21 protein-coding genes and 1 pseudogene are annotated in these 20,553 nt (G+C 62.5%); 12 read left to right on the top strand and 10 right to left on the bottom strand.

Going from position 1 to position 20,553, the window contains the following annotated elements; genetic code table 11:
• Positions 1–10: 10 nt before the first annotated feature.
• Positions 11–214 carry a heavy-metal-associated domain-containing protein gene (locus tag OKW39_RS05625; RefSeq protein ID WP_090803824.1) on the bottom strand — a complete coding sequence of 68 codons (204 nt, stop codon included), beginning with the start codon at positions 212–214 and terminating at the stop codon, positions 11–13.
• A 134-nt stretch (positions 215–348) separates the two neighbouring features.
• Here OKW39_RS05625 and cueR point away from each other — a divergent pair, with 134 nt between their 5' ends.
• The 4 genes from cueR to OKW39_RS05605 all read left to right on the top strand — a co-directional run bounded on the left by cueR (position 349) and on the right by OKW39_RS05605 (position 3,079).
• Complete coding sequence (gene cueR, locus OKW39_RS05620) at positions 349–771, top strand: Cu(I)-responsive transcriptional regulator (protein WP_018418651.1); 423 nt, start codon at positions 349–351, stop codon at positions 769–771.
• Between the two features lie 296 nt (positions 772–1,067).
• Positions 1,068–1,214, top strand: a complete 147-nt coding sequence (locus OKW39_RS05615) for a DUF3563 family protein (RefSeq protein WP_429363735.1) — start codon at positions 1,068–1,070, stop codon at positions 1,212–1,214.
• A gap of 248 nt (positions 1,215–1,462) precedes the next feature.
• A complete protein-coding gene (locus OKW39_RS05610) occupies positions 1,463–1,813 on the top strand; it encodes a hypothetical protein (RefSeq protein WP_429361809.1) in 351 nt (116 codons plus the stop codon).
• 225 nt (positions 1,814–2,038) lie between these two features.
• Positions 2,039–3,079 carry an ABC transporter substrate-binding protein gene (locus OKW39_RS05605; RefSeq protein ID WP_429562253.1) on the top strand — a complete coding sequence of 347 codons (1,041 nt, stop codon included), beginning with the start codon at positions 2,039–2,041 and terminating at the stop codon, positions 3,077–3,079.
• A 77-nt stretch (positions 3,080–3,156) separates the two neighbouring features.
• Here the strand turns inward: OKW39_RS05605 and OKW39_RS05600 are convergent, their stop codons facing one another.
• Both OKW39_RS05600 and OKW39_RS05595 read right to left on the bottom strand, forming a co-directional pair.
• A complete protein-coding gene (locus tag OKW39_RS05600) occupies positions 3,157–4,002 on the bottom strand; it encodes a 23S rRNA (adenine(2030)-N(6))-methyltransferase RlmJ (RefSeq protein WP_090803830.1) in 846 nt (281 codons plus the stop codon).
• A 119-nt stretch (positions 4,003–4,121) separates the two neighbouring features.
• Positions 4,122–5,093, bottom strand: a complete 972-nt coding sequence (locus OKW39_RS05595) for a potassium channel beta subunit family protein (RefSeq protein ID WP_429361806.1) — start codon at positions 5,091–5,093, stop codon at positions 4,122–4,124.
• A gap of 235 nt (positions 5,094–5,328) precedes the next feature.
• On the opposite strand from OKW39_RS05595, the gene OKW39_RS05590 reads away from it, so the two are divergent.
• Both OKW39_RS05590 and OKW39_RS05585 read left to right on the top strand, forming a co-directional pair.
• Complete coding sequence (locus OKW39_RS05590; protein ID WP_090803833.1) at positions 5,329–6,126, top strand: 3-hydroxybutyrate dehydrogenase; 798 nt, start codon at positions 5,329–5,331, stop codon at positions 6,124–6,126.
• A gap of 10 nt (positions 6,127–6,136) precedes the next feature.
• Positions 6,137–7,369 (top strand): DUF3734 domain-containing protein, encoded by a 1,233-nt coding sequence (locus tag OKW39_RS05585; RefSeq protein WP_090803834.1) that lies wholly within the window; start codon positions 6,137–6,139, stop codon positions 7,367–7,369.
• Between the two features lie 155 nt (positions 7,370–7,524).
• Here the strand turns inward: OKW39_RS05585 and OKW39_RS05580 are convergent, their stop codons facing one another.
• Entirely contained in the window at positions 7,525–8,724 is a 1,200-nt protein-coding gene (locus OKW39_RS05580; protein WP_090803836.1) for an amino acid aminotransferase, read from the bottom strand.
• A gap of 508 nt (positions 8,725–9,232) precedes the next feature.
• Between OKW39_RS05580 and uvrB the strand changes: the two genes are divergently transcribed.
• From uvrB to OKW39_RS05555, 5 genes and pseudogenes are all read left to right on the top strand, one after another.
• Positions 9,233–11,326, top strand: coding sequence for an excinuclease ABC subunit UvrB (gene uvrB, locus OKW39_RS05575; RefSeq protein WP_184062154.1), 2,094 nt, complete (start codon positions 9,233–9,235; stop codon positions 11,324–11,326).
• A 341-nt stretch (positions 11,327–11,667) separates the two neighbouring features.
• A complete protein-coding gene (locus tag OKW39_RS05570; protein ID WP_090803840.1) occupies positions 11,668–12,216 on the top strand; it encodes an iron transporter in 549 nt (182 codons plus the stop codon).
• A 111-nt stretch (positions 12,217–12,327) separates the two neighbouring features.
• Positions 12,328–12,660, top strand: coding sequence for a cupredoxin domain-containing protein (locus OKW39_RS05565; protein WP_429336059.1), 333 nt, complete (start codon positions 12,328–12,330; stop codon positions 12,658–12,660).
• A 114-nt stretch (positions 12,661–12,774) separates the two neighbouring features.
• Positions 12,775–13,621: pseudogene (locus tag OKW39_RS05560) on the top strand (FTR1 family iron permease).
• The gene (locus OKW39_RS05555) at positions 13,618–15,027 is read left to right on the top strand and encodes a 4Fe-4S binding protein (protein WP_429562252.1); all 1,410 of its coding nucleotides are present in this window, start codon (positions 13,618–13,620) and stop codon (positions 15,025–15,027) included. The pseudogene OKW39_RS05560 and the gene OKW39_RS05555 overlap by 4 nt, the downstream one beginning before the upstream one ends.
• A gap of 275 nt (positions 15,028–15,302) precedes the next feature.
• Here OKW39_RS05555 and hemP read toward each other — a convergent pair whose 3' ends face one another.
• From hemP to OKW39_RS05535, 4 genes are all read right to left on the bottom strand, one after another.
• Positions 15,303–15,563, bottom strand: a complete 261-nt coding sequence (gene hemP / locus OKW39_RS05550; RefSeq protein WP_184062150.1) for a hemin uptake protein HemP — start codon at positions 15,561–15,563, stop codon at positions 15,303–15,305.
• A gap of 184 nt (positions 15,564–15,747) precedes the next feature.
• Positions 15,748–16,230, bottom strand: coding sequence for an SRPBCC family protein (locus OKW39_RS05545; protein ID WP_090803848.1), 483 nt, complete (start codon positions 16,228–16,230; stop codon positions 15,748–15,750).
• 85 nt (positions 16,231–16,315) lie between these two features.
• Positions 16,316–16,714, bottom strand: a complete 399-nt coding sequence (locus tag OKW39_RS05540; RefSeq protein ID WP_184044399.1) for an OsmC family protein — start codon at positions 16,712–16,714, stop codon at positions 16,316–16,318.
• A gap of 204 nt (positions 16,715–16,918) precedes the next feature.
• Entirely contained in the window at positions 16,919–17,797 is an 879-nt protein-coding gene (locus tag OKW39_RS05535; protein WP_429562251.1) for a pirin family protein, read from the bottom strand.
• Positions 17,798–17,919: 122 nt separating this feature from the next.
• Here OKW39_RS05535 and OKW39_RS05530 point away from each other — a divergent pair, with 122 nt between their 5' ends.
• Positions 17,920–18,930, top strand: a complete 1,011-nt coding sequence (locus tag OKW39_RS05530; RefSeq protein WP_429361799.1) for a LysR family transcriptional regulator — start codon at positions 17,920–17,922, stop codon at positions 18,928–18,930.
• Between the two features lie 434 nt (positions 18,931–19,364).
• Here OKW39_RS05530 and OKW39_RS05525 read toward each other — a convergent pair whose 3' ends face one another.
• Positions 19,365–19,784, bottom strand: a complete 420-nt coding sequence (locus OKW39_RS05525; RefSeq protein ID WP_429562250.1) for an ExbD/TolR family protein — start codon at positions 19,782–19,784, stop codon at positions 19,365–19,367.
• 16 nt (positions 19,785–19,800) lie between these two features.
• Positions 19,801–20,532 carry a MotA/TolQ/ExbB proton channel family protein gene (locus OKW39_RS05520; RefSeq protein ID WP_018418631.1) on the bottom strand — a complete coding sequence of 244 codons (732 nt, stop codon included), beginning with the start codon at positions 20,530–20,532 and terminating at the stop codon, positions 19,801–19,803.
• Positions 20,533–20,553: the final 21 nt, after the last annotated feature.

Below are 20,553 nucleotides of genomic sequence, written 5' to 3'. Positions count from 1 at the left end.
CGCCGCACCCTCAGCGCACAGACGTGACCGTGTATCCGGCCTCGTCAATCGCGGCCTTCAGCGCATCGACGGGTTGCGCCGACTCCACGAGCACGCGGCCGGTCGCGAGATCCACCTGAACCTGCGCGGCGGCGTCGTGCTCGCGAATCGCGCTCGTGACAGCGGCAACGCAGTGCTGGCAGCTCATGCCTTCTACATGGAGTTCGATTGTCATTGCAAAGACCTCGGCGGAATCAGATTGCGGATAGTCGAATTATGCCTGCCGTACCTTGTTTGGGTAGCTGACCTTCCCACCATGGGAAGGTGTAGGATCGATTGGAGTTCAGCCGCAACCTTGAGGAAACAGTCATGAACATAGGCGAAGCGGCCCGCGTGTCGGGCGTTACGGCAAAAATGATCCGCTACTACGAAAGTGTCGGCCTATTGACTGCGAAGGCGCGCACGAGTGCCGGTTATCGCGTGTATGGCCCGCAGGAAGTGCATTCCTTGCGCTTTATTCGCCAGGCTCGCCGGCTCGGATTTCTGGTCGAGGATATCCGGCGGCTGCTTGCTCTATGGCACGACCGCTCGCGTGCAAGTGCCGAAGTAAAGCGGATCGCGCTCGAACATGTCGCCGAACTCGATCGCCGCATCGCCGAACTCACGGACATGCGCGACACTCTCGCGCATCTGGCCGATCATTGCCATGGTGATGACCGGCCAGATTGTCCGATTATCGAGCGACTGGCGGACACCGATCTTGTATCGGGACAAGGTTGCCGTCCGCTTTAAGCGGCTAATCGAAGTGCAACCGGGCCTGCCGATTCTTAAGGTCGAGCGATTCATGCACCGAAAGTGCGCATAAAAATTGCGAAAATGACGTCCACTTAAAGAACGCCTCGATGAATCCCAATAAAATCAGGAAATGCGTTGCACCTTTCCAGTGCACTATTCCAAAACGGAATGCACACCATGCGGGCATTTCACTATTCAGGTTGCACCTTAAGGCTATAATGCGGGTTAACCCTTTCACGGGAAATCCCTGATGTCAAATCACCGGGGATTCGATCTGATCCTTGGAGAACATCATCTTGGCATTCATTCTTGAGAAGCTCAGCACCTGGTTCGAAACCGCGGAACGTAGCCGTCGTGAGGCATATCTCGCCTCGTCGTCGGATATCGTTCAGCTCGAACAGCGCATCCGTTCGCTCGAAACCAACGGCTATTCGCTGTAAGTTTCCGCTTCGAGTTTGACCTGGCGGCGCTGCTTTTGCGCGGCCATTGCAGTACCAATGTCGAGCCCCGTCAAAGCGGGGCTTTGTCATATCTGGACATCGAAATCCGCGTGTGCCTTCGACGTTTTTCCGAGTGAACGGCGCAAGAAAGCTGCTGATGGCGAATATCGACTAGCTTCGTAACGCGGCCCGCGGTAATGTATGGCGTTTTTCGCGCAAGACGGCATTCATAACCAATCGGGCTGTCCATGTCCTCCGTCCGTTCGCTGCAAACTTTCCGAGCCGTGATGGCCGCGGCCGCCATGGCGACGCTCGCCGCCCTCTGCGCCGCGTCAGACGCATTCGCGGTGTCCGATAACGGGCGTCCCCCCGTGATCCTCGATACGCTTGGCGGCGTCAATAATGGCCAGAGCGGTACCGTACTGCTCAGCTCGCCGCCTGCGCAGGAGCCGATCGTCGCCGCGCCGCCGATCGCGGCACCGGTCGAGCTGCCTACGGAATCGTCGCCGCCGTTCGTGGTCGCGCCGTATATCCAATTGCCGGCGGGTGGTGGCGTGCCGCCGCGGCCGGTGCCTCGAGCGGTGCCCCTTCCGCAATAGGTACCGACGGCGCGAAAGATCGTCGGCGGTGCTTCTGCGCGGTCCCGTTTCTCCCCCATACGCCAGCTTGCCTCGCACCCGACAATCTCATTCGGGTTTGGGCGCATGGCGTCCGTGAAACCGTCCGACGACAATCGTTGCGCGCCTCGCCGCCGTGAGCTTGGATCTCGGCAAGTGCGCCTGCGTCACTGCTTCGAACGGAAAACACAACAAGGAGACGTCACCATGCTCAATCAATGGATGCAGCGTGCGACGCGCGCCTGCGTGATGCTGCTCGCACTGGCCGCGTTGCCCGGCGCTGGGTTCGCGAAGGACACGCCGGAAATGCCGACACTGACGATGGCCGTCGGCGGCTTACCTGGCCTGTACTATCTGCCGGTCCTCGCCGCACAGCAGCTCGGCTACTTCAAGGACGAAGGCCTGAACGTCACGCTCGAAGATTTCGCGGGCGGCTCGAAAGCGCTCGAAGCGGTGGTGGGCGGCAGCGCCGAAGTCGGCGCGGGCGCGTTCGAGCACACGTTGTTCATGCAGGCGAAGGGTCAGCACTATCGCGCGTTCGTGTTGATGGGCCGCGCACCGCAGATCGTGATCGGCGTGGTGAAGTCGAAGGCCGATCAGATCAAGTCGCTCGCGGACTTCAAAGGCGCGAAGGTCGGCGTGAGCGCACCGGGTTCGTCGACGGATCTCGTGCTCACCGTTGCGTTGCACAAGGCCGGCGTGCAGCGCAGCGACATTTCGGCGATCGGCGTCGGCAGCGGCGCGACGGTGCTGGCCGCGGTGGGCAGTGGCCAGATCGACGCGCTGTCCAATGTCGATCCAATGATGACCAAGCTCACGCGTAGCGGCGCCATCAAGGTGCTTGTCGATACGCGTACGGTGAAAGGTACGCAGGAGGTGTTCGGCGGCATGATGCCCGCGGCGACGCTTTACGCGGCCGAAAGCTTCATCCAGAAAAATCCGAAGACAACGCAGGCGCTGACCAACGCGATCGTGCGTGCGAATCATTGGCTGCAGAGTGCGAGCGACGCGGATCTGCTGAAGATGGTGCCGCAAGCCTATCTGTTGGGCGACCCGACGCTCTATCTCGACGCCTTTCACAACGTGCGCGACGCGTATTCGCCGGACGGACTGATGCCCGCTGATGGCCCGGCGACGTCGCTGCGCGCGTTGTCGTCGTTCGATAGCCGGCTCGATCCGAAGAAGATCGATCTGAGTGCTACCTATACGAACCAGTTCGCGAGCAAGGCGGCCGCGCAGTTCAAGTGAGCGTATGCGGAGATCGGGTTGCGCAAGACAGGTGACGGGGAACCGCGCGCGGCACGCTCACGCGCCGCACATCGCGTTCAATTGCCGCGATATTCGACCTTGAACGTCGCAGCCTTGTCCTCGCCGAGCGTTTTGACGAGCCATGGCATCTGATCCTTCAGCGTCTTGGCGAGCGTATACGGCGGATTCAGGATGAACATACCGCTACCGAACAGCCCATAGCCGTCTTCCGGCGGATTGCTGACGGTCAGGCTGACGTGCAGCCAGTTGTCCTTCTGCAACTGCTTCAGTTGATCGGGAAAGCGCTGCGACTCAGGGCGCTTGACCTGCGGATACCAGACCGCGTACGTGCCGGTCGGAAACCGCTTCAGACTCTCCTCGACACAGCGCAGCGTGCGCCCGTAATCGCGCTTGTCTTCATACGACGGGTCGAGCAGGATCAGCGCGCGGCGCGGCGCGGGCGGCAACAGCGTGAGAATTCCGTCGAAGCCGTCGCCCGCATACAGCATTGCGCGTCGGCCCGCGTCGCGAAAATTGTGGCGCAGCACGTCGATTTCGGTGCTGTGCAATTCGAAGAGCCGCATACGATCCTGCGCGCGCAGTTGTCGCCACGCAAGATACGGCGAGCCCGGATAAAAATGCAACTGGCCATCGCCATTGAGCGCGCTGACTTCATCGACGTATTCGGCGAACAGCGGCGGCAGATCGTTGCGGCCCCACAGTTTCGCAATACCCGTCTCGAACTCGCCGGACTTCGTCGCGTAGCCTTCCTTCAGCGAGTAAACGCCGGCGCCCGCGTGGGTGTCGATATACCAGTAGGCCTTGTCCTTCTGGCCAAGGTAGCGCAGGAGCTGCAACACGACGGCGTGTTTCAGAACGTCGGCGTGATTGCCGGCATGAAAGGCGTGGCGGTAGCTGAGCATGATGAGAGGACGCTGAGAGAGCGCAGGCTGGCCCGAAGGAGCCGGCGACGCGCGGTCGCGTATTGTACGCGACCGCGCGTGACCGGTTAGCCACCCGGTGCGTGGCGCTGCGCGCGCGATTACTCGTGCGCGTCGCCGATGATCTCCTCGATCCGCTGCTTTATCTCCGGTGTGATGCGCTCGGCCACCTCGGCGGACTGCATGTTTTCGCCGATCTGTTCGACCCGCGAGGCGCCCGTGATCACCGTGCTGACATTCGGATTCTTCAGAATCCACGCGATCGCGAGCTGACCGACCGTGCAGCCGAGCTCGTCGGCGACCGCGCCGAGCTGGCCTACCACGTTGTTCCGGGTCGGGTCCGTGAGCTGCTGGCGCAGCCAGTCATAGCCCTGCAACTGCGCGCGACTGTCGGCTGGCACGCCGTCACGATATTTGCCTGTGAGCAGACCCGATGCGAGTGGGCTCCACGTGGTCAGGCCGAGGCCGATGTCCTCGTAGAGCCGTTTGTATTCCTGCTCGACGCGTTTGCGGTGAAACAGGTTGTATTGCGGCTGCTCCATGACCGGCTTGTGCAGATGATGCCGCTCGGCGATTTCATAGGCGGCGCGAATCTCGTCGGCGCTCCATTCCGAGGTGCCCCAGTACAGCGCCTTGCCGCGCGCGATCATGTCGCTCATTGCCCACACCGTTTCCTCGACCGGCGTGTTCGGGTCCGGACGATGACAGAACACGAGATCCACATAGTCGAGCTGCAGGCGCTTCAACGACGCGTCGATCGCGTTCATCAGGTACTTGCGGTTCAGCGTGTGGTACTGGTTCGGCGCTTCGTTGAGTCCCCAGAAGAATTTCGTCGACACGATGTAGCTCACGCGCGGCCACGCGAGCTCCTTCAACGCATGGCCCATGATCTCCTCGGATTTGCCGCCCGCGTAGACTTCGGCGTTGTCGAAGAAATTGACGCCCGCGTCGCGCGCCGCGGCAAGCGATTCGCGCGCGGCGCGGTGATCCACCTGGTTGCCGTACGTGACCCATGAGCCGATGGACAACTCGCTCACTTGCAGGCCCGAGCGGCCCAGACGTCGATAATTCATGCATGTCTCCTGGTTGGTGATGCCACGGGAACGGAGCCCGGATTCAGCCCGAAAGCGTCCAGTTTAAAGAGATACGGTTCGATGTGCGTTTTACCTATGTCGTTCACAGGGTTCATGCACAATAGCGAAGTCGGCCGCCGCGCTGCATCCGCCGAACGGTCTATACCGTTTGGCCGACTTCTCGCCGCGCGCGGTCTCGTGGTCTCATTGCTCATCAACTGCATGGAGGTTCTGGATGTCGTCTCTGAACTCGAATCTGAACGGCAAAGTTGCCGTCGTCACTGGTGCCGCGAGCGGCATCGGCAAACAGATCGCGTTGACTCTGTCGGCCGCGGGTGCTGCGGTCGCGATCGCCGACCTGAACCAGGACGGTGCGAACGCCGTGGCTGAAGAAATCAGAAAGGGCGGCGGTAAGGCAATCGGCGTGGCAATGGACGTGACGAACGAAGATGCCGTCAACCAGGGGATCGACAAGGTCGCCGAGGAATTCGGTTCGATCGACATTCTCGTTTCCAACGCCGGCATCCAGATCGTCAATCCGATCGAAAACTATTCGTTCTCGGACTGGAAGAAGATGCAGGCCATTCACGTGGATGGCGCGTTCCTGACCACCAAGGCCGCGCTCAAGCACATGTACAAGGACAATCGCGGCGGCGTCGTGATTTACATGGGCTCGGTCCACTCGCATCTCGCCTCGCCGCTGAAGTCGGCGTACGTGACCGCGAAGCACGCTCTGCTGGGCCTGTCGCGCGTGCTTGCCAAGGAGGGCGCTGCGCATAACGTGCGTTCGCACGTCGTGTGTCCGGGCTTCGTGCGCACGCCGCTCGTCGACAAGCAGATTCCCGAGCAGGCGAAAGAATTCGGCATCAGCGAAGAGGAAGTGATCAAGCGCGTGATGCTGGGCGGTACCGTCGACGGTATCTTCACGACGGTCGAAGACGTCGCGCAGACCGTGCTGTTCCTGTCGACATTCCCGAGCGCGGCGCTGACCGGCCAGTCGTTCGTCGTGAGCCACGGCTGGTACATGCACTAAGGGGCGGCCCATGGCGCAACGCAATCTGAAGCGGGCGCGGGTGGGCGTGTCGGGCGACGGGGAGGGCGCGGGTCCGTCGGTCGCCGCCCGCCCGCGCCGGCATCTCCGGTTGCCCAACTACGAAACCGTCGCGCTGATGCTGCAAGGCGGCGGCGCGCTCGGCGCCTATCAGGCCGGCGTCTTTCAGGGACTTTACGAAGCCGGCATCGAACCGAACTGGATCGCGGGCATCTCGATCGGTGCACTGAATACGGCGATCATTGCGGGCAATCCACCGGAACGACGCGTCGAGCGTCTGCTGCAATTCTGGGAGACGATCTGCCAGCCGGCGTTCGGGGCGCCCTTGCCGGCTCCGATCGAGCACCTTCTGTTCAATTCGAGCGAAGCGGTGCGCAAGGCATTTACGGCAGCGCAGGCAATGAGCGCGATCGTCGAAGGGCAAAAGGGCTTTTTCGTGCCGCGTTTCCCACCGCCGTTGCCCACGGTGTCCGGTCCGCCGCAATTGGCGAGCTACTACGACACCACGCCGCTGAAGGCCACGCTCGAGTCGCTGTGTGATTTCGACCGGATTAATTCCGGCGAAATACGCGTGTCGGTGGGCGCGGTGAATTGCGGCACGGGCAATTTCGCGTACTTCGACAATACCCACACCACGCTCAGGCCCGAGCATTTCATAGCGTCTGGCGCGTTGCCGCCGGGCTTCGCGGCCGTCGAGATCGACGGTCAGTTCTACTGGGACGGCGGCCTGATGTCGAATACGCCGCTCTACGAGATGCTCCAGTCCACGCCGCGTCGCGACACGCTCGCGTTTCAGGTCGACCTATGGAGTGCGATCGGGCCGGTGCCGGACAACCTCACCGACGTGCAGGGCCGGATGAAAGACATCCAGTATTCGAGCCGTACGCGTCTCGTGACCGACATGCTGCAGCGCTCGCAGCGTTTCCGCCACGTACTGCGCGAGGTGCTGGACCGTGTGCCAGAAGACCAACGCGACGATCCGTGGTGCAAGCTGGCCGAAGATCTGTCGTGTTCAAAGCGCTACAACGTGATTCACCTGATCTACCGGCACAAGGAATACGAAGGACACTACAAGGACTTTCAATTCGGTCTGTCGACGATGCGCGAGCATTGGCGAAGCGGTCTCGAAGATATTCTCCGTTCTCTCGAGCAGCCCGACTGGCTCGATATGCCGGAAAACGATGCCGGGTTCGTCACGCACGATATTCATCGGGATTCGCGCTGATTCCTCGCGGAGAGCCCCGACGCTGCGCCAACCAAGGCCGAACCGTCAGAAAATAAAAAAACGGCGCCCTTTCAGAAAAGGGCGCCGTTTTTACAGGCGGTGGCAGCGGCGAACCTGCTGCACTTGCACGGCAAACCTCCGCGCTGTGAATCGCCTTACTTCAGCACGTGAGCAATCGCGGTGGCGACGACGTCGAGGTTGCGCGTATTGAGCGCAGCCACGCAGATGCGGCCCGTGCTGACCGCATAGATACCGAACTCTTCGCGCAGACGGTCCACTTGCGGTGCCGTCAGACCCGAGTACGAGAACATGCCGCGCTGGGCGTTCACGAAGCTGAAGTCACGATCAACGCCGCTTGCCTTCAGACGCTCGACGAGACCATTGCGCATCGCGCGGATGCGCTCGCGCATTTCGCCCAGTTCGCTTTCCCACGTCGCGCGCAGTTCCGGCGATGCGAGCACGGCCGCGACTACCGAGCCGCCGTGCGTCGGCGGGTTCGAGTAGTTGGTGCGGATCACGCGTTTCAGTTGCGACAGCACGCGCGCCGCTTCTTCCTTGCTCGCGGTGATGATCGACAGTGCGCCGACGCGCTCGCCGTACAGCGAGAACGACTTCGAGAACGACGAAGACACGAACACGTTCAGTTCCTGCGCCGCGAACAGACGCACGGCTGCCGCGTCCGCTTCGATGTTGTCGCCGAAGCCCTGGTAGGCGATATCGAGGAACGGCACGAGGTTGCGCGCCTTGACGACCTCGACGACCTGCTTCCACTGCTCGACGCTCAGGTCGACGCCGGTCGGGTTATGGCAGCACGCGTGCAGCACGACGATCGTGCCCGCCTCATAGCTGTTCAGCGCGCTCAACATGCCGTCGAAGTTCACGCCGTGCGTCTGCGCGTCATAGTACGGATACGATTCGACGACGAAGCCCGCGCCTTCGAACAGCGCGCGGTGATTTTCCCAGCTCGGATCGCTGATCGCGACCTTGCTATTCGGATTCACGCGCTTCAGGAAGTCCGCGCCGATCTTCAGCGCGCCCGTGCCGCCCAGCGCCTGCGCCGTGACGACGCGGCCGGCCGCGATCAGCGGCGAGTCGTTGCCGAGCAGCAGCTTTTGCACGGCGGCATCGTAAGCGGCGATACCTTCGATCGGCAGATAGCCACGCGGCAGCGCGGCTTCGACGCGAGCCTTTTCCGCCTCGCGCACGGCGCGCAGCAGCGGAATCTTGCCTTCTTCATTGAAGTACACGCCAACGCCGAGGTTGACCTTGGTGGCGCGCGTATCGGCGTTGAAAGCTTCGTTCAGGCCCAGAATCGGGTCGCGGGGAGCAAGTTCGACGGCGGAGAACAGAGACATGATGGGTGGGCAGCAGTAGTGAAAAGAGGGCGGCTTCGCGCGCGAGCGGCTCCATCTGGGCGTCGGCGGCGTTTCGCGGGTGGGCGTGAGTTCGACGAAACGCGAAAATCGGGGACGGCCTATGGGCACGCGGCGAGCGAGCGCAACTTCGCATTGTAACGAATCCGGGCGCTTTTTTCGGACGACCAGACGGGCAAAAGGCGATTATTTGCTTGAAAAACAGGCACTGGAGAGCCATGTGGCAGTAAGGAATTCGAGCGGGCGTGGCGATGTCGACCGCGCGACCAGGCCGAGGTGCGTTGCCCCTTGGCGCTGACTGCGCCACGATGACGCGTGGCGTGGAGGACAGAGCCCGGCATGGGAGTTCGCGGTAAACCCCGTCAGGGCGCGCAAGTCCGCAAAGGGCCATACACACCGGCGCCTAGGGCGCCCTACGTAAGCCCGCTCGATCTTCGCTTTCCGCAACCCGTTAGAATGATTCTTTGCCCAAGGCCCGGTGCCGCCCCTCATGTCCGAACACCATCTGACTGAAGCCGACGATACGCTCGACGAATCAAAATTCATCGCGTTCGAAGGTTCACCGTTCAAGCTCTACCAGCCGTATCCGCCCGCCGGCGACCAGCCCACGGCCATCGACACGCTCGTCGAAGGCGTCGGCGACGGTCTCGCGTTCCAGACGCTGCTCGGCGTGACCGGCTCCGGCAAGACTTTCACGATGGCCAACACGATCGCGCGGCTCGGCCGCCCGGCGATCGTGTTCGCGCCGAACAAGACGCTCGCCGCGCAGCTGTATTCGGAGTTCCGCGAGTTCTTTCCGCGCAACGCGGTCGAGTACTTCGTTTCGTACTACGACTACTACCAGCCGGAAGCGTATGTGCCGCAGCGCGATCTGTTCATCGAGAAAGACTCGTCGATCAACGAGCATATCGAGCAGATGCGGCTGTCGGCGACCAAGAGCCTGATGGAGCGTCGCGACGTGGTGATCGTCGCGACGGTGTCGGCGATTTACGGTATCGGCAATCCGTCCGAATACCACAAGATGATCCTGACGCTGCGCACCGGCGATCGGCTCGGCCAGCGCGACGTCATCGCGCGGCTGATCGCGATGCAGTACAGCCGCAACGAAGCCGACTTCCAGCGCGGCTCGTTCCGCGTGCGCGGCGACACGATCGATATCTTCCCGGCCGAGCACGCCGAGATGGCGGTGCGCGTCGAGCTGTTCGACGACGAAATCGAAACACTGCAGCTATTCGATCCTCTCACCGGCCGCGTGCGACAGAAAATTCCGCGCTTTACCGTGTATCCGTCGTCGCACTACGTGACGCCGCGCGATACCGTGCTGCGCGCCGTCGAAACGATCAAGGCCGAGCTGCGCGAGCGCCTCGAATTCTTCTATAGCCAAGGCAAGCTCGTCGAGGCGCAGCGCCTCGAGCAGCGCACCCGCTTTGACCTCGAAATGCTGCAGGAGCTCGGTTTCTGCAAGGGCATCGAGAATTATTCGCGGCACTTCTCGGGCGCGGCGCCGGGCGAGCCGCCGCCGACGCTCGTCGATTACCTGCCGCCCGACGCGATCATGATGCTCGACGAATCGCACGTGCTGATTGGCCAGCTGAACGGCATGTACAACGGCGACCGCGCGCGCAAGGAAAACCTCGTCGACTACGGCTTCCGGCTGCCGTCGGCGCTCGACAACCGGCCGCTCAAGTTCAACGAGTTCGAGCGCAAGATGCGCCAGGTCGTGTTCGTGTCGGCGACGCCCGCCGATTACGAGAAGAGGACCGCGGGGCAGGTCGCCGAACAGCTTGTGCGTCCGACCGGCCTCGTCGACCCTGAAATCGAGGTGCGGCCGGCGCGCAGCCAGGTCGACGACGTGCTTGGCGAGATCAACGAGCGCATCAAGGCCGGCGACCGCGTGCTGGTCACGACGCTGACCAAGCGGATGGCCGAGCAGCTCACCGAGTTCCTGGCCGACCATGGCATCAAGGTGCGCTATCTGCACAGCGACATCGACACGGTCGAGCGCGTCGAGATCATCCGCGATCTGCGTCTCGGCGCGTTCGACGTGCTGGTCGGGATCAACCTGCTGCGCGAGGGGCTCGATATTCCCGAGGTGTCGCTCGTCGCGATTCTCGACGCGGACAAGGAAGGCTTCCTGCGCGCCGAGCGGTCGCTGATCCAGACCATCGGCCGGGCGGCGCGTAACGTGAACGGCAAGGCGATTCTGTACGGAGACAACATCACGGACTCGATGCGTCGCGCGATCGACGAAACCGAGCGGCGGCGTACGAAGCAGATCGCGTTCAACGCCGCGCACGGCATTACGCCGCGCGGCGTCGTGAAACGGATTCGCGACATCATCGATGGCGTGTACAACATCGACGAAGCGCGTGCCGAGTTGAAGGAGCAGCAGACTCGCGCGAAGTTCGAGGACATGTCCGAGAAGCAGCTCGCCAAGGAGCTCAAGCGCCTCGAAAAGCAGATGATGGAGCACGCGAAGAATCTCGAATTCGAGAAGGCCGCGCAGACCCGCGACCAGCTAGCGCTGCTGCGTCAGCGCGTGTTCGGCGCGAACGTCGGCGACCACGTGTCGGGCGTCGAATAGCTAGCGTCCCTCCACCGCTTTTGTCCACCACGAAAGGGCGCGGCCATTCGCCGCGCCTGTTCACATCGGCCGGCGCTTTAGCTCCCGCTGCAGCCGTCGGCGCGGCCAACTTGGCCGTGACGAATTCCGTCCCTGTTTCCTCGCCGCACGAAGGTTTCTTAAGCGAGCCTTAAGACCCTGCTGACCTCAGGCAGAGCGTGCTGACAGGTTTGTTCTCGTCAACGATCGATGATAAACTCGCGCCAATATTGAGAATGGTTCGCATTTAAATTTACATCTGACTTGCGAGCGCAGTGTTTCAACGAAATCGATTCCCAGTCTGATCAAAACAAGGAGCTTCAATGCGGATTTCTTCGTTTGTGCGCGGTGGCGCGGCAGCGGTAGCTGCTGTCGCGGCGCTGTCGGTCTCGGCCGCCGAATATCCGATTGGCAAGCAGCAGATCCAGGGCGGCATGGAAATCGGCGCGGTCTACCTGCAGCCGGTCACGATGGAACCTGAAGGCATGATGCGCAAGGCGTCGGATTCGGACATTCACCTCGAGTCCGACATCCACGCGGTCAAGAACAATCCGACCGGTTTCGCCGAAGGCGACTGGATGCCGTATCTGCAGGTGCACTACGAACTGACGAAGGCCGGCTCGAACCAGCCGTTGAAGGGCGACCTGATGCCGATGGTCGCGAACGATGGTCCGCACTACGGCGACAACGTCAAGCTGCAAGGCCCGGGCAAGTATCACCTGAAGCTGATCGTCGAACCGCCGATGCAAATGGGCCACATGGCGTTCGGCCGTCACGTCGACAAGGAAACCGGCGTGGGTCCGTGGTTCAAGCCAATCACGCTCGAATACGACTTCACCTTCGCTGGCATCGGCAAGAAGGGCGGTTACTGATCGGCGCGCGGTGCCAATGCGTCGCTCGACGTATCAGTGAATGCAGCAGACGGCGCGCGGACAGTCGGAGTCATATCTGGCATTGGCGCGTCGCGTTTTCCGGAAAGGGCAATGAGAATCAACCGAAAGATCGCGATGCTTGCCGCCACGTTTTGCCTGGCGGCCACGGCTCATGCAGCCGACCTGCCGACCTTCAAGCTCGAAATGAACGACGGCAAACTGAAGCCGGCCCGCATCGAAGTGCCGGCAGGCCAGCGTATCAAGATCGAAGTACGCAACACCGGCAAGGGCGCGGCCGAATTCGAAAGCGTGCAGTTGCGTAAAGAGAAGGTTCTGGCGCCGGGCGCCGATTCGTTCGTCGTGATCGCTCCGCTGGAGCCGGGCGAATACAAGTTTTTCGACGACTTTCACCACCAGGCGCAGGGCGTGATCGTCGCGAAGTAAGCAGTGGTCTCGATCGAATGCGAACGCGAACGCGAACTCGCCACGGCAAGCGGGCGCTGTCGGTCGCGCGAGGCAACGGAAGCGGGCAGTAGAAGGATCGAAGGGAGAGCTTGAATGGGTCAGATTCTGTTCATCGTGTGGCGGGAGAGCGTCGAGGCGCTGCTGGTCGTCGGCATCCTGTACGCGTGGTTGAAAAATGGCGACGACGACGCCCGCCGCGGCTTGCCGTACCTGTGGGGCGGCGTGGCGGCCGGCGTGATCGCGGCGGTGGCGCTCGGCGCGGCGCTGGTCGGCTTCACCGAGGTGCTCTCCGGTGACGCGCAGGATTACTTCCAGACCGCGATGGTGCTCATCGCCTGCGTGCTGATCGTGCAGATGGTGCTGTGGATGAAGCAGCACGGCCGCACGCTGAAGCGCGACATGGAACAGTCGCTGCAAAAGAGCCAGCGCGATTCGAACTGGTGGGGCGTGGCGCTGCTGGTCACACTGGCGATCGCGCGCGAAGGCAGCGAAACCGTGATCTTCCTGTACGGCCTCGGCTTTGGCCAGTCGGGTCATGTCGACGGCAGTCAGATGCTCGCTGTCGTGATCGGTCTCGCGCTTGCGTTCCTGACCTTCTACGTGTTGCAGCTCGGCGGCAAGATCATCTCGTGGCGACTCTTTTTTCGCGTCACCGAAATCATGCTGCTGTTCTCTCGGCGCGGGGCTGTTCCAGACCGGCGTCGACAAGCTGATCGACAAGGAAATCCTGCCGACGCTCGTCGACCAGCTGTGGAATTCGTCGGCGATTCTCGATGACTCGAGCACCTTCGGTTCGCTCGTCGCGACGCTGACCGGCTACCGCGCGCATCCGGCGCTGATGAATCTGCTCGCCTATGCCGTGTATTGGGCGGTCGTTTATCTGCTCGTGCGCCGCGCCAGTCGCAAGCCCGCGCAGCAGACGGTAGGGCGCGCGGCATGAGCGCCGTGATGGCTTCCCGGCCGGGCCGCCTCGCGGCGGCCGGCCAGTGGATGCAGCGCCACGGCGCGGTGATTCGCGGCATCCAGTGGATCGTGGTCGCGGTGTATGTGTTCCTGATCGTCGTGCCCGCGCTGATGCCGCTGCCGGACGACACCGCGCATCTGTGGAACAACCTGACGCTCGCCGCGCAGTTCGTGTTCTGGGGCATCTGGTGGCCGTTCGTGTTGCTGTCGATGGTGATGCTCGGCCGCGTCTGGTGCGGCGTGCTGTGTCCGGAGGGCGCGCTCGCCGAATTCGCGAGCAAATTCGGCCGCGGCCGCGCGATTCCGCATTGGATGCGCTGGGGCGGCTGGCCGTTCGTCGCGTTCGGCATCACGACGATCTACGGGCAGATGGTGAGCGTCTACCAGTATCCGAAAGCGGTGTTGCTGGTGCTCGGCGGCTCGACCTTCGCGGCAATCGTGATCGGTCTGCTATACGGACGCGAGAAGCGCGTCTGGTGCAAATACCTGTGCCCGGTCAACGGCGTTTTTTCGCTTCTGTCACGGCTCGCGCCGTTTCACTACAAGGTCGACGAAGACGCGTGGCGCCGCTCGTACACGAACGGCGAGCATGGGCATCGCGTGATTCCGATCAACTGCGCGCCGCTCGTGCCGTTGCGCAACATGAAGGGCGCGGCGGACTGCCATATGTGCGGCCGCTGCAGCGGACACCGCGATGCGATCGCGCTGACGTGGCGCAAGCCGTCGACCGAAGTCGTGCAGTTGGGCGACAAGAACGCGAACCCGTGGGACACCGCGCTGATCCTGTATGGCCTGCTCGGCATCGCGATCGGCGCGTTCCACTGGACCGCGTCGCGCTGGTTCATCGACCTGAAGATGTTCGCCGCGACGTGGCTCGTCGATCGCGACATCACGTGGCCGCTCGACACCAACGCGCCGTGGTTCCTGTTCACGCATTACCCCGACCAGAACGACGTGTTCTCGTGGCTCGACGGCTCGCTGCTGATCGGCTACATCCTGTTGACGGCGCTTGTCTACGGCACCGTGCTGCTGCTGTTGCTGACGGGCGCGACGCGCATGCTCGGGCGCTTCGACGCAACGCGTCTGCATCACTTGACGCAGGGGCTGATTCCGATCGCGGGCGCGGGCGTATTCCTTGGTTTGTCGGCGACGACGCTGTCGCTGCTGCGCGCCGAGCACGTGTCGCTGTGGTGGGCGTCGGATCTGCGCATCGCAATTCTCGTGATTGCGAGCGCGTGGAGCGCATGGCTCGCGTGGCTCGTCACGCGCCGCTACAGCGAGCGCTTCGTGCAACGCGCGCTGGCGATGCTGTGGTTCGTCGCGGCGCTGGCGGTCGTCAATAGCGCGTGGTGGCTGATGTTCTGGGGCTGGGCCTCGAAGTAAGTCTTCAGCCTGTGTCCGGTGCGAACGCAGGCGCAAACGAAAAGCCGTGGGATGGTGACATCCCACGGCTTTATCATTTTCAGCGATGTACGCCGTTGCGCGCATCGGCTTTCGAGCGAGAACCAAAAAAGCGGCCTGGCTTGCTGCGACGGCTGGCTTGGTGTCTGCACGAAGGGGTCTAGTTCTCGCGTGCAAACCGTCGTGGCTGGCTAATGCCTAACACCTCTCTGGGAGGTGGTCCCCACAATACCCGGTACTTACCTCGTGTTGCCTTGCTACTTCGTCAGGATCAGCTTGCCGAGGCGCGTCGCACGCAGTTGATACGTGTCGCCGTTGTGCACGATGCTGATGTGACTATGGCCTTGCAGCAGCGCGTCGCTGCGCACGACCCGTTCCGACGTCTCGCTCTGGCCGGCGGTGCGTTGCGCGCCGGGTTTCGCCGCGGGCACGGCCGTCGTCGACGATTTCGGGCGGCTGGTTAGCGCGGCCGCCGAGCGGCGCAGGCTGAGCGTGGAGGAGCGAGTCATATCGGTCATTCGTTTTAGCTTGTTCGTCGATTCGATGTGATCATTCTAAATGATAACCATTCCTATTTACAAGATCGAGAAATTGATCGGATCCGACTTTTGATAGCTGAATGAAAGTGCGTCTAGATGGCGATTCTGGAAGCCATTCTGACATGGCCCCGCGAAAGCGCGGGCAGGGCGCCCGCGCGGTATGTCAGTGCAACGGTCCCGGTTCCTGCCCGGCCGCGACGTACTGGCGGATCAGCCGCACCGTATCGATATCGTTCTCGCGATACGCGGACTTGACGATCTCCTGCGTCTGCACGGCGTCCTGGTCGGTCGAGACGGGCAGCGTGGTCGCGTACTCGAAGCGTAGGAACAACTGCAGCTCATCGGGCTGCTCGATCGTCATCGTCAGTGAGCCGCCGACGTGCTCGGCGGTCGGCAGGATGTCGTAGCGCACGCTTTCGCTTTCCTGCAGCGTGACGCGATCGCGCACGGTGGCCTGGCCGTAGTGCAACTCACGCTCGAGCACATTGCCGTCGCGCGACAGGATCGTGCAGCTGTCGAGACCAATCACGAACAGTTGCGGCTGCTCGGCGCGCAGCACGAGCCCTTCCCACAGCTGCTCGCGGGTCATCGATTCGACGAAGGGATTCAACGGATCGTTGATCTGAATAAGGTGTTCGAAATTCAAGACGACTGCGTCCTATGAAAATATTGCAATACCCGTGACCCGAACGGACGGCGTCCGACCGTCCTATGCGCGTTTGCTGCGACTGTTAAGCGACCGCGAGCGCGGAGCGGATCGAGATCGTGTGCGTGAGGATCTTGTGGACCGGGCACGCATTGGCAATTTGCAAAAGCCGTTCCCGCTGCTCGCCGGAGAGTTCGCCATCGAGCATGATCTGACGGTCGATCGTCGAGCCTGCGTCGCCGGTTTCCATCGACAGCTTGACGCGTACGCCCGCGAGCGGCCAGCCTTTGCGCTGCGCGTACATCTTTAGCGTGATCGACGTACAAGCGCCGAGGCTCGACAGCAGCAGCGAGACCGGCGTCGGGCCGCGGTCGCCGCCGCCTAGCGATTCGGGTTCGTCGGCAAGCCAGGTATGCTTGCCGTCGTCGAACACGACCTGGAAATTCGTCGAACCGATGTGGGCGGTGACGGTGGGCTCTGCCATGCGCGGCTCCTCTGCTAGGGATCTGATAGCGTCGCGCGCCGCGGACTGTCGAAATCAACGCGGGCCGCGCGACATGAGCCGTTATTGTGAACGAATTTACCGGCGTTCGCGGCCCGTGGTGGATGATTTGGCTGCGCGCGTGGCTGGTGGCAAGCTTCGCCTCGCGCCGACAGGCGTGACAAACGCGCGGCAGGCGCTCGCCTGTCAGTGCGTGATCGCGCCCATTCGCCCGGCCTGATAGTCGATCACCGCCTGACGGATCTCGTCTTCGGTATTCATCACGAACGGGCCATAGCGCACCACCGGTTCCTTCAGCGGCACGCCGCCGACCAGCAGCACTTCGAGCGGTTCGTCGCCGGCCGTGATGGTCACCGCGTCGCCGTCGTGGGCGAACACCACCATCGTGCGCGCGTCGATGTCCGCGCGCGCGTCGCCTTCGCCATACACGCCCTTGCCGGACAGCCCATACGCGAACACGCGATAGTCGGCCGGTACCGGCTGGCGGATCGTCGCGCCCGGCTGCAACGAGAAATGCTGATACAGGATCGGCGTGCGCGTTTCGATCGCGGCCTTGACGCCGAGCGCTTCGCCCGCGATGACCTTCACGCGCACCTGACCGTCTTCGGACGTCGCGGCCGGAATGCGTGTCGACGGGATTTCCTGATAGTGCGGAGCGATCATCTTGTCGCGACGCGGCAGGTTCACCCATAGCTGCAGGCCGTGCACGCGACCGCCGGTGCGCGTGAATTCCGGGTCCGGCATTTCGCTATGCACGACGCCCGCGCCCGCGGTCATCCATTGCACGTCACCGGCGTGCAGCGTGCCGGAATGGCCCGCCGAATCCTTGTGGCCGAACTGGCCCTCGAGCACATAGGTGACCGTCTCGAAGCCGCGATGCGGATGATCGGGCGCGCCGATGGCCTCGCCTGGCGCATAGTCGACCGGCCCCATTTCGTCGAGCAGCAGGAACGGATCGAAGTCCATCAGCAGACGCGTCGGAAACGGTCGATGAACGATGAATCCGCCGCCCTCCACTGTGCGAACCGACGGGAACGTGCGTTCGATCGTGCGTGACGTAGTCATCAATATCACCTCGAAAAATGGGGAATAGCGCGATTTCTGAAACATGGGGCTATTATAGGGACCGTTTTTGGCGGTGCCAGCCGTCCCTCAGCAATGGATTGTTCTATTCATGGAACGATGAGATGAAGATCGATTCACACAATCTGAACGACCTCATGTACTTTTCGCAGGTCGTCGAACATGGCGGATTTTCGGCCGCCGAGCGGGTGCTGGGCATCTCGAAGTCGCGCCTGTCGCGCCGGCTCACGGAGCTGGAGGCGTCGCTCGGCGTGCGCCTGTTGCAGCGTTCCACTCGCAAGCTCGCACTGACCGAAGCGGGGCAGCTGTTCTACCAGCACTGTCAGGCGATGCTCAGCGAAGCGCAGGCGGCGGTCAATGTCGTGCAGCAACTGCGCTCGTCGCCGCGCGGCACGGTGCGTGTCAGCGTGCCGGTTACGATCTCGCAGACGATTCTGTCGACGATCCTGCCGGAATTCATGCACCGCTTTCCGGAGGTGCGTGTCGTGATGCGCGTGACGAATCGCGTGGTCGATCTGTTCGAGGATTCGATCGACGTCGCACTGCGCGTGCGTTCGGATCCGCCGGAAAACGCGAACATCGTCGTGCGGCCGCTGTGGCGCACCGAGCAGATGCTGGTCGGCGCGCCGAGCCTGCTGCAACAGAATGCGCCGCCGCTGACGCCGGGCGACCTGAACCGCTTCGAAACACTCGACGTGCCGACGAGCGACGGCCGCCACGTGTACAACCTGATCTCGCCCGACGGCACGCGCCATGCTCACGAACACGAGCCGCGCCTCGTGACCGCCGATCTGATGACGATTCGCGAGGCGGTGCTCGCCGGCGTCGGCATCGCCGCATTGCCGGAGATGATGTATGGAGCCGCGTTGAGAGCGGGGCAACTGTCGCCCGTGATGCCGGGCTGGAGTTTTCCGACGCCGCAGTTGTACGCGGTGTTCGTGTCGCGTCAGGGGATGGTGCCGGCCGTGCGCGCGTTCGTCGATTATCTGGTCGAGATGCTCGATCCGGATGAGGGCAAGCACATCATCGGCGAGTGTCCTGAGCGCGCCGAAAAAGCGGTGGCGCAGGGATCGGTGGCGAGGGCGTCCTCCGCTGCGTCGGCGGCGGTTTCATAAGGCTCTGTGGCAACTTAAGGGGGCACGGTGCGCCGCGGGCCGCTAGCGCGCTTCGGAAATCGTTTTTAGCATTTAAGCGCGGCCTGTCATGATTACTTTCAATGGTCGTTTGCTTGAATGCGCGCGCACACAGGCATATAGTGAAATCCCTTTCGCTAAGGAGTGTCCTATGCGAAAACTCATGGCCGCTATCATAGCGGGCCTGATAGGGCTGACCGCGTTGTCCGTGTCGACCACGGCCCTCGCATGCGGTGATAAAAGCTATCAGTCTTCGGCCGATGGCAAATGATCCCGCCGCCCGAAGGCGCCAAGTGCGCACAAAAAAAGGCCTTCATCCGACGATGAGGGCCTTTTACTTTTTGGCCCTGTTTAAAGGGGTGTTCCCGTGGACGAGCGCGCTGCTCCGCTTGCCGCTCCGCGTGCCACGTTACCGTTTACTTCGCTTTGGGCTGCGTGACGAAACCGATCTTCGTCAGTCCGCCAGCCTGCGCGGCGGACATCACCTGAGCGACCTTCTCGTACGGCACCTTGCGGTCCGCATCGAGATGCAACTCCGGCTGCGGGCTCGCCTGCGCGGCCGCGGCGATCTTCGCGGCGAGCGCCGCATCGTCGACCTTGGTGCTGTCCCACAGCACGTTGCCGTCCGCGTCGATCGACACCGTCACCTGCGCGGGCTTCGTGTCTTCCCTCTGACTGCTCGCGTGCGGCAGATCGATCTTGACCGCGTGACGGATCACCGGAATCGTCACCATAAAGACGATCAGCAGAACCAGCATCACGTCGACGAGCGGCGTCATGTTGATCTCGTTCAACAGGCCGTCGTCATCGTCTCCGGCGAAAGGGCTCATTGCCATTGGAATGCCTCGTCGATCAGTTGGCGCGGGTTGCGAGACGCAGGCCGTCGCCGCGCCTGGTCGACGACAGACGGGCACCGGTCACGAAGAACGCATGCAGGCCGTGAGCGAAGCGGCTCAGCTTCGCGACGATCGCCTTGTTGGCGCGCGTCAGGGCGTTATAGCCGAGCACGGCCGGAATCGCGACGAACAGACCAAACGCGGTCATGATCAGCGCTTCGCCGACCGGGCCGGCGACCTGGTCGATCGACGACTGGCCGCTCGCGCCGATCGCGAGCAGCGCGTGATAGATGCCCCAGACCGTGCCGAACAGGCCGACGAACGGCGCGGTGCTGCCGATCGACGCAAGAATTGCGAGACCGCTCTGCATGCGCGCGACGCTTTCGTCCATCGTGTCTTTCAGGCAGCGCGTGATCCAGTCCGACACGTCCATGCGGTCGTGCAGATGCGGCTGCGTCTGGTGATGATGGTCGGCCGCTTCCTGGCCCGACAGCGCGAGCGCGAGGAACGGGTTGTCATGCGGCGTCGAGGCGCCGCCGCCGAGCTTCTTCACGCCGTCGGCGAGGTCGTCCGAATGCCAGAACGCCTGCTCGGCGTTCTTCGTCAGGCGCTTCAGGCGCATCACGTTCCAGCCTTTGACGACGATCACGCTCCACGACATCACCGACATGATCAATAGCGCGAGCGCGATACCGCGCGTCACGAAATCCCCTTGCGCCCACACGTGTGCCAATCCGTAGTTTTGCATTGCAATCCCTTGTTTTTGAAA

It is taken from the genome of Paraburkholderia sp. MM6662-R1 (genome assembly GCF_050436245.1).
Lineage (GTDB): Bacteria > Pseudomonadota > Gammaproteobacteria > Burkholderiales > Burkholderiaceae > Paraburkholderia > Paraburkholderia tuberum.
Note: the sequence above shows the minus strand (reverse complement) of the source record. Positions and strands in the feature narration are given on the sequence as shown.

What these genes read in the sequence shown, in the direction of transcription:
- OKW39_RS05590 (WP_090803833.1), top strand. Translation starts at nt 5,329, where the DNA reads ATGTCGTCTCTGAACTCGAATCTGAACGGCAAAGTTGCCGTCGTCACT.
- OKW39_RS05520 (WP_018418631.1), bottom strand. Translation starts at nt 20,532, where the DNA reads ATGCAAAACTACGGATTGGCACACGTGTGGGCGCAAGGGGATTTCGTG.
- OKW39_RS05625 (WP_090803824.1), bottom strand. Translation starts at nt 214, where the DNA reads ATGACAATCGAACTCCATGTAGAAGGCATGAGCTGCCAGCACTGCGTT.
- OKW39_RS05535 (WP_429562251.1), bottom strand. Translation starts at nt 17,797, where the DNA reads ATGACTACGTCACGCACGATCGAACGCACGTTCCCGTCGGTTCGCACA.
- OKW39_RS05610 (WP_429361809.1), top strand. Translation starts at nt 1,463, where the DNA reads ATGTCCTCCGTCCGTTCGCTGCAAACTTTCCGAGCCGTGATGGCCGCG.
- OKW39_RS05600 (WP_090803830.1), bottom strand. Translation starts at nt 4,002, where the DNA reads ATGCTCAGCTACCGCCACGCCTTTCATGCCGGCAATCACGCCGACGTT.
- OKW39_RS05530 (WP_429361799.1), top strand. Translation starts at nt 17,920, where the DNA reads ATGAAGATCGATTCACACAATCTGAACGACCTCATGTACTTTTCGCAG.
- OKW39_RS05525 (WP_429562250.1), bottom strand. Translation starts at nt 19,784, where the DNA reads ATGGCAATGAGCCCTTTCGCCGGAGACGATGACGACGGCCTGTTGAAC.
- hemP (WP_184062150.1), bottom strand. Translation starts at nt 15,563, where the DNA reads ATGACCGATATGACTCGCTCCTCCACGCTCAGCCTGCGCCGCTCGGCG.
- OKW39_RS05565 (WP_429336059.1), top strand. Translation starts at nt 12,328, where the DNA reads ATGAGAATCAACCGAAAGATCGCGATGCTTGCCGCCACGTTTTGCCTG.
- OKW39_RS05570 (WP_090803840.1), top strand. Translation starts at nt 11,668, where the DNA reads ATGCGGATTTCTTCGTTTGTGCGCGGTGGCGCGGCAGCGGTAGCTGCT.
- OKW39_RS05585 (WP_090803834.1), top strand. Translation starts at nt 6,137, where the DNA reads ATGGCGCAACGCAATCTGAAGCGGGCGCGGGTGGGCGTGTCGGGCGAC.
- OKW39_RS05595 (WP_429361806.1), bottom strand. Translation starts at nt 5,093, where the DNA reads ATGAATTATCGACGTCTGGGCCGCTCGGGCCTGCAAGTGAGCGAGTTG.
- OKW39_RS05555 (WP_429562252.1), top strand. Translation starts at nt 13,618, where the DNA reads ATGAGCGCCGTGATGGCTTCCCGGCCGGGCCGCCTCGCGGCGGCCGGC.
- OKW39_RS05540 (WP_184044399.1), bottom strand. Translation starts at nt 16,714, where the DNA reads ATGGCAGAGCCCACCGTCACCGCCCACATCGGTTCGACGAATTTCCAG.
- uvrB (WP_184062154.1), top strand. Translation starts at nt 9,233, where the DNA reads ATGTCCGAACACCATCTGACTGAAGCCGACGATACGCTCGACGAATCA.
- OKW39_RS05580 (WP_090803836.1), bottom strand. Translation starts at nt 8,724, where the DNA reads ATGTCTCTGTTCTCCGCCGTCGAACTTGCTCCCCGCGACCCGATTCTG.
- OKW39_RS05605 (WP_429562253.1), top strand. Translation starts at nt 2,039, where the DNA reads ATGCTCAATCAATGGATGCAGCGTGCGACGCGCGCCTGCGTGATGCTG.
- cueR (WP_018418651.1), top strand. Translation starts at nt 349, where the DNA reads ATGAACATAGGCGAAGCGGCCCGCGTGTCGGGCGTTACGGCAAAAATG.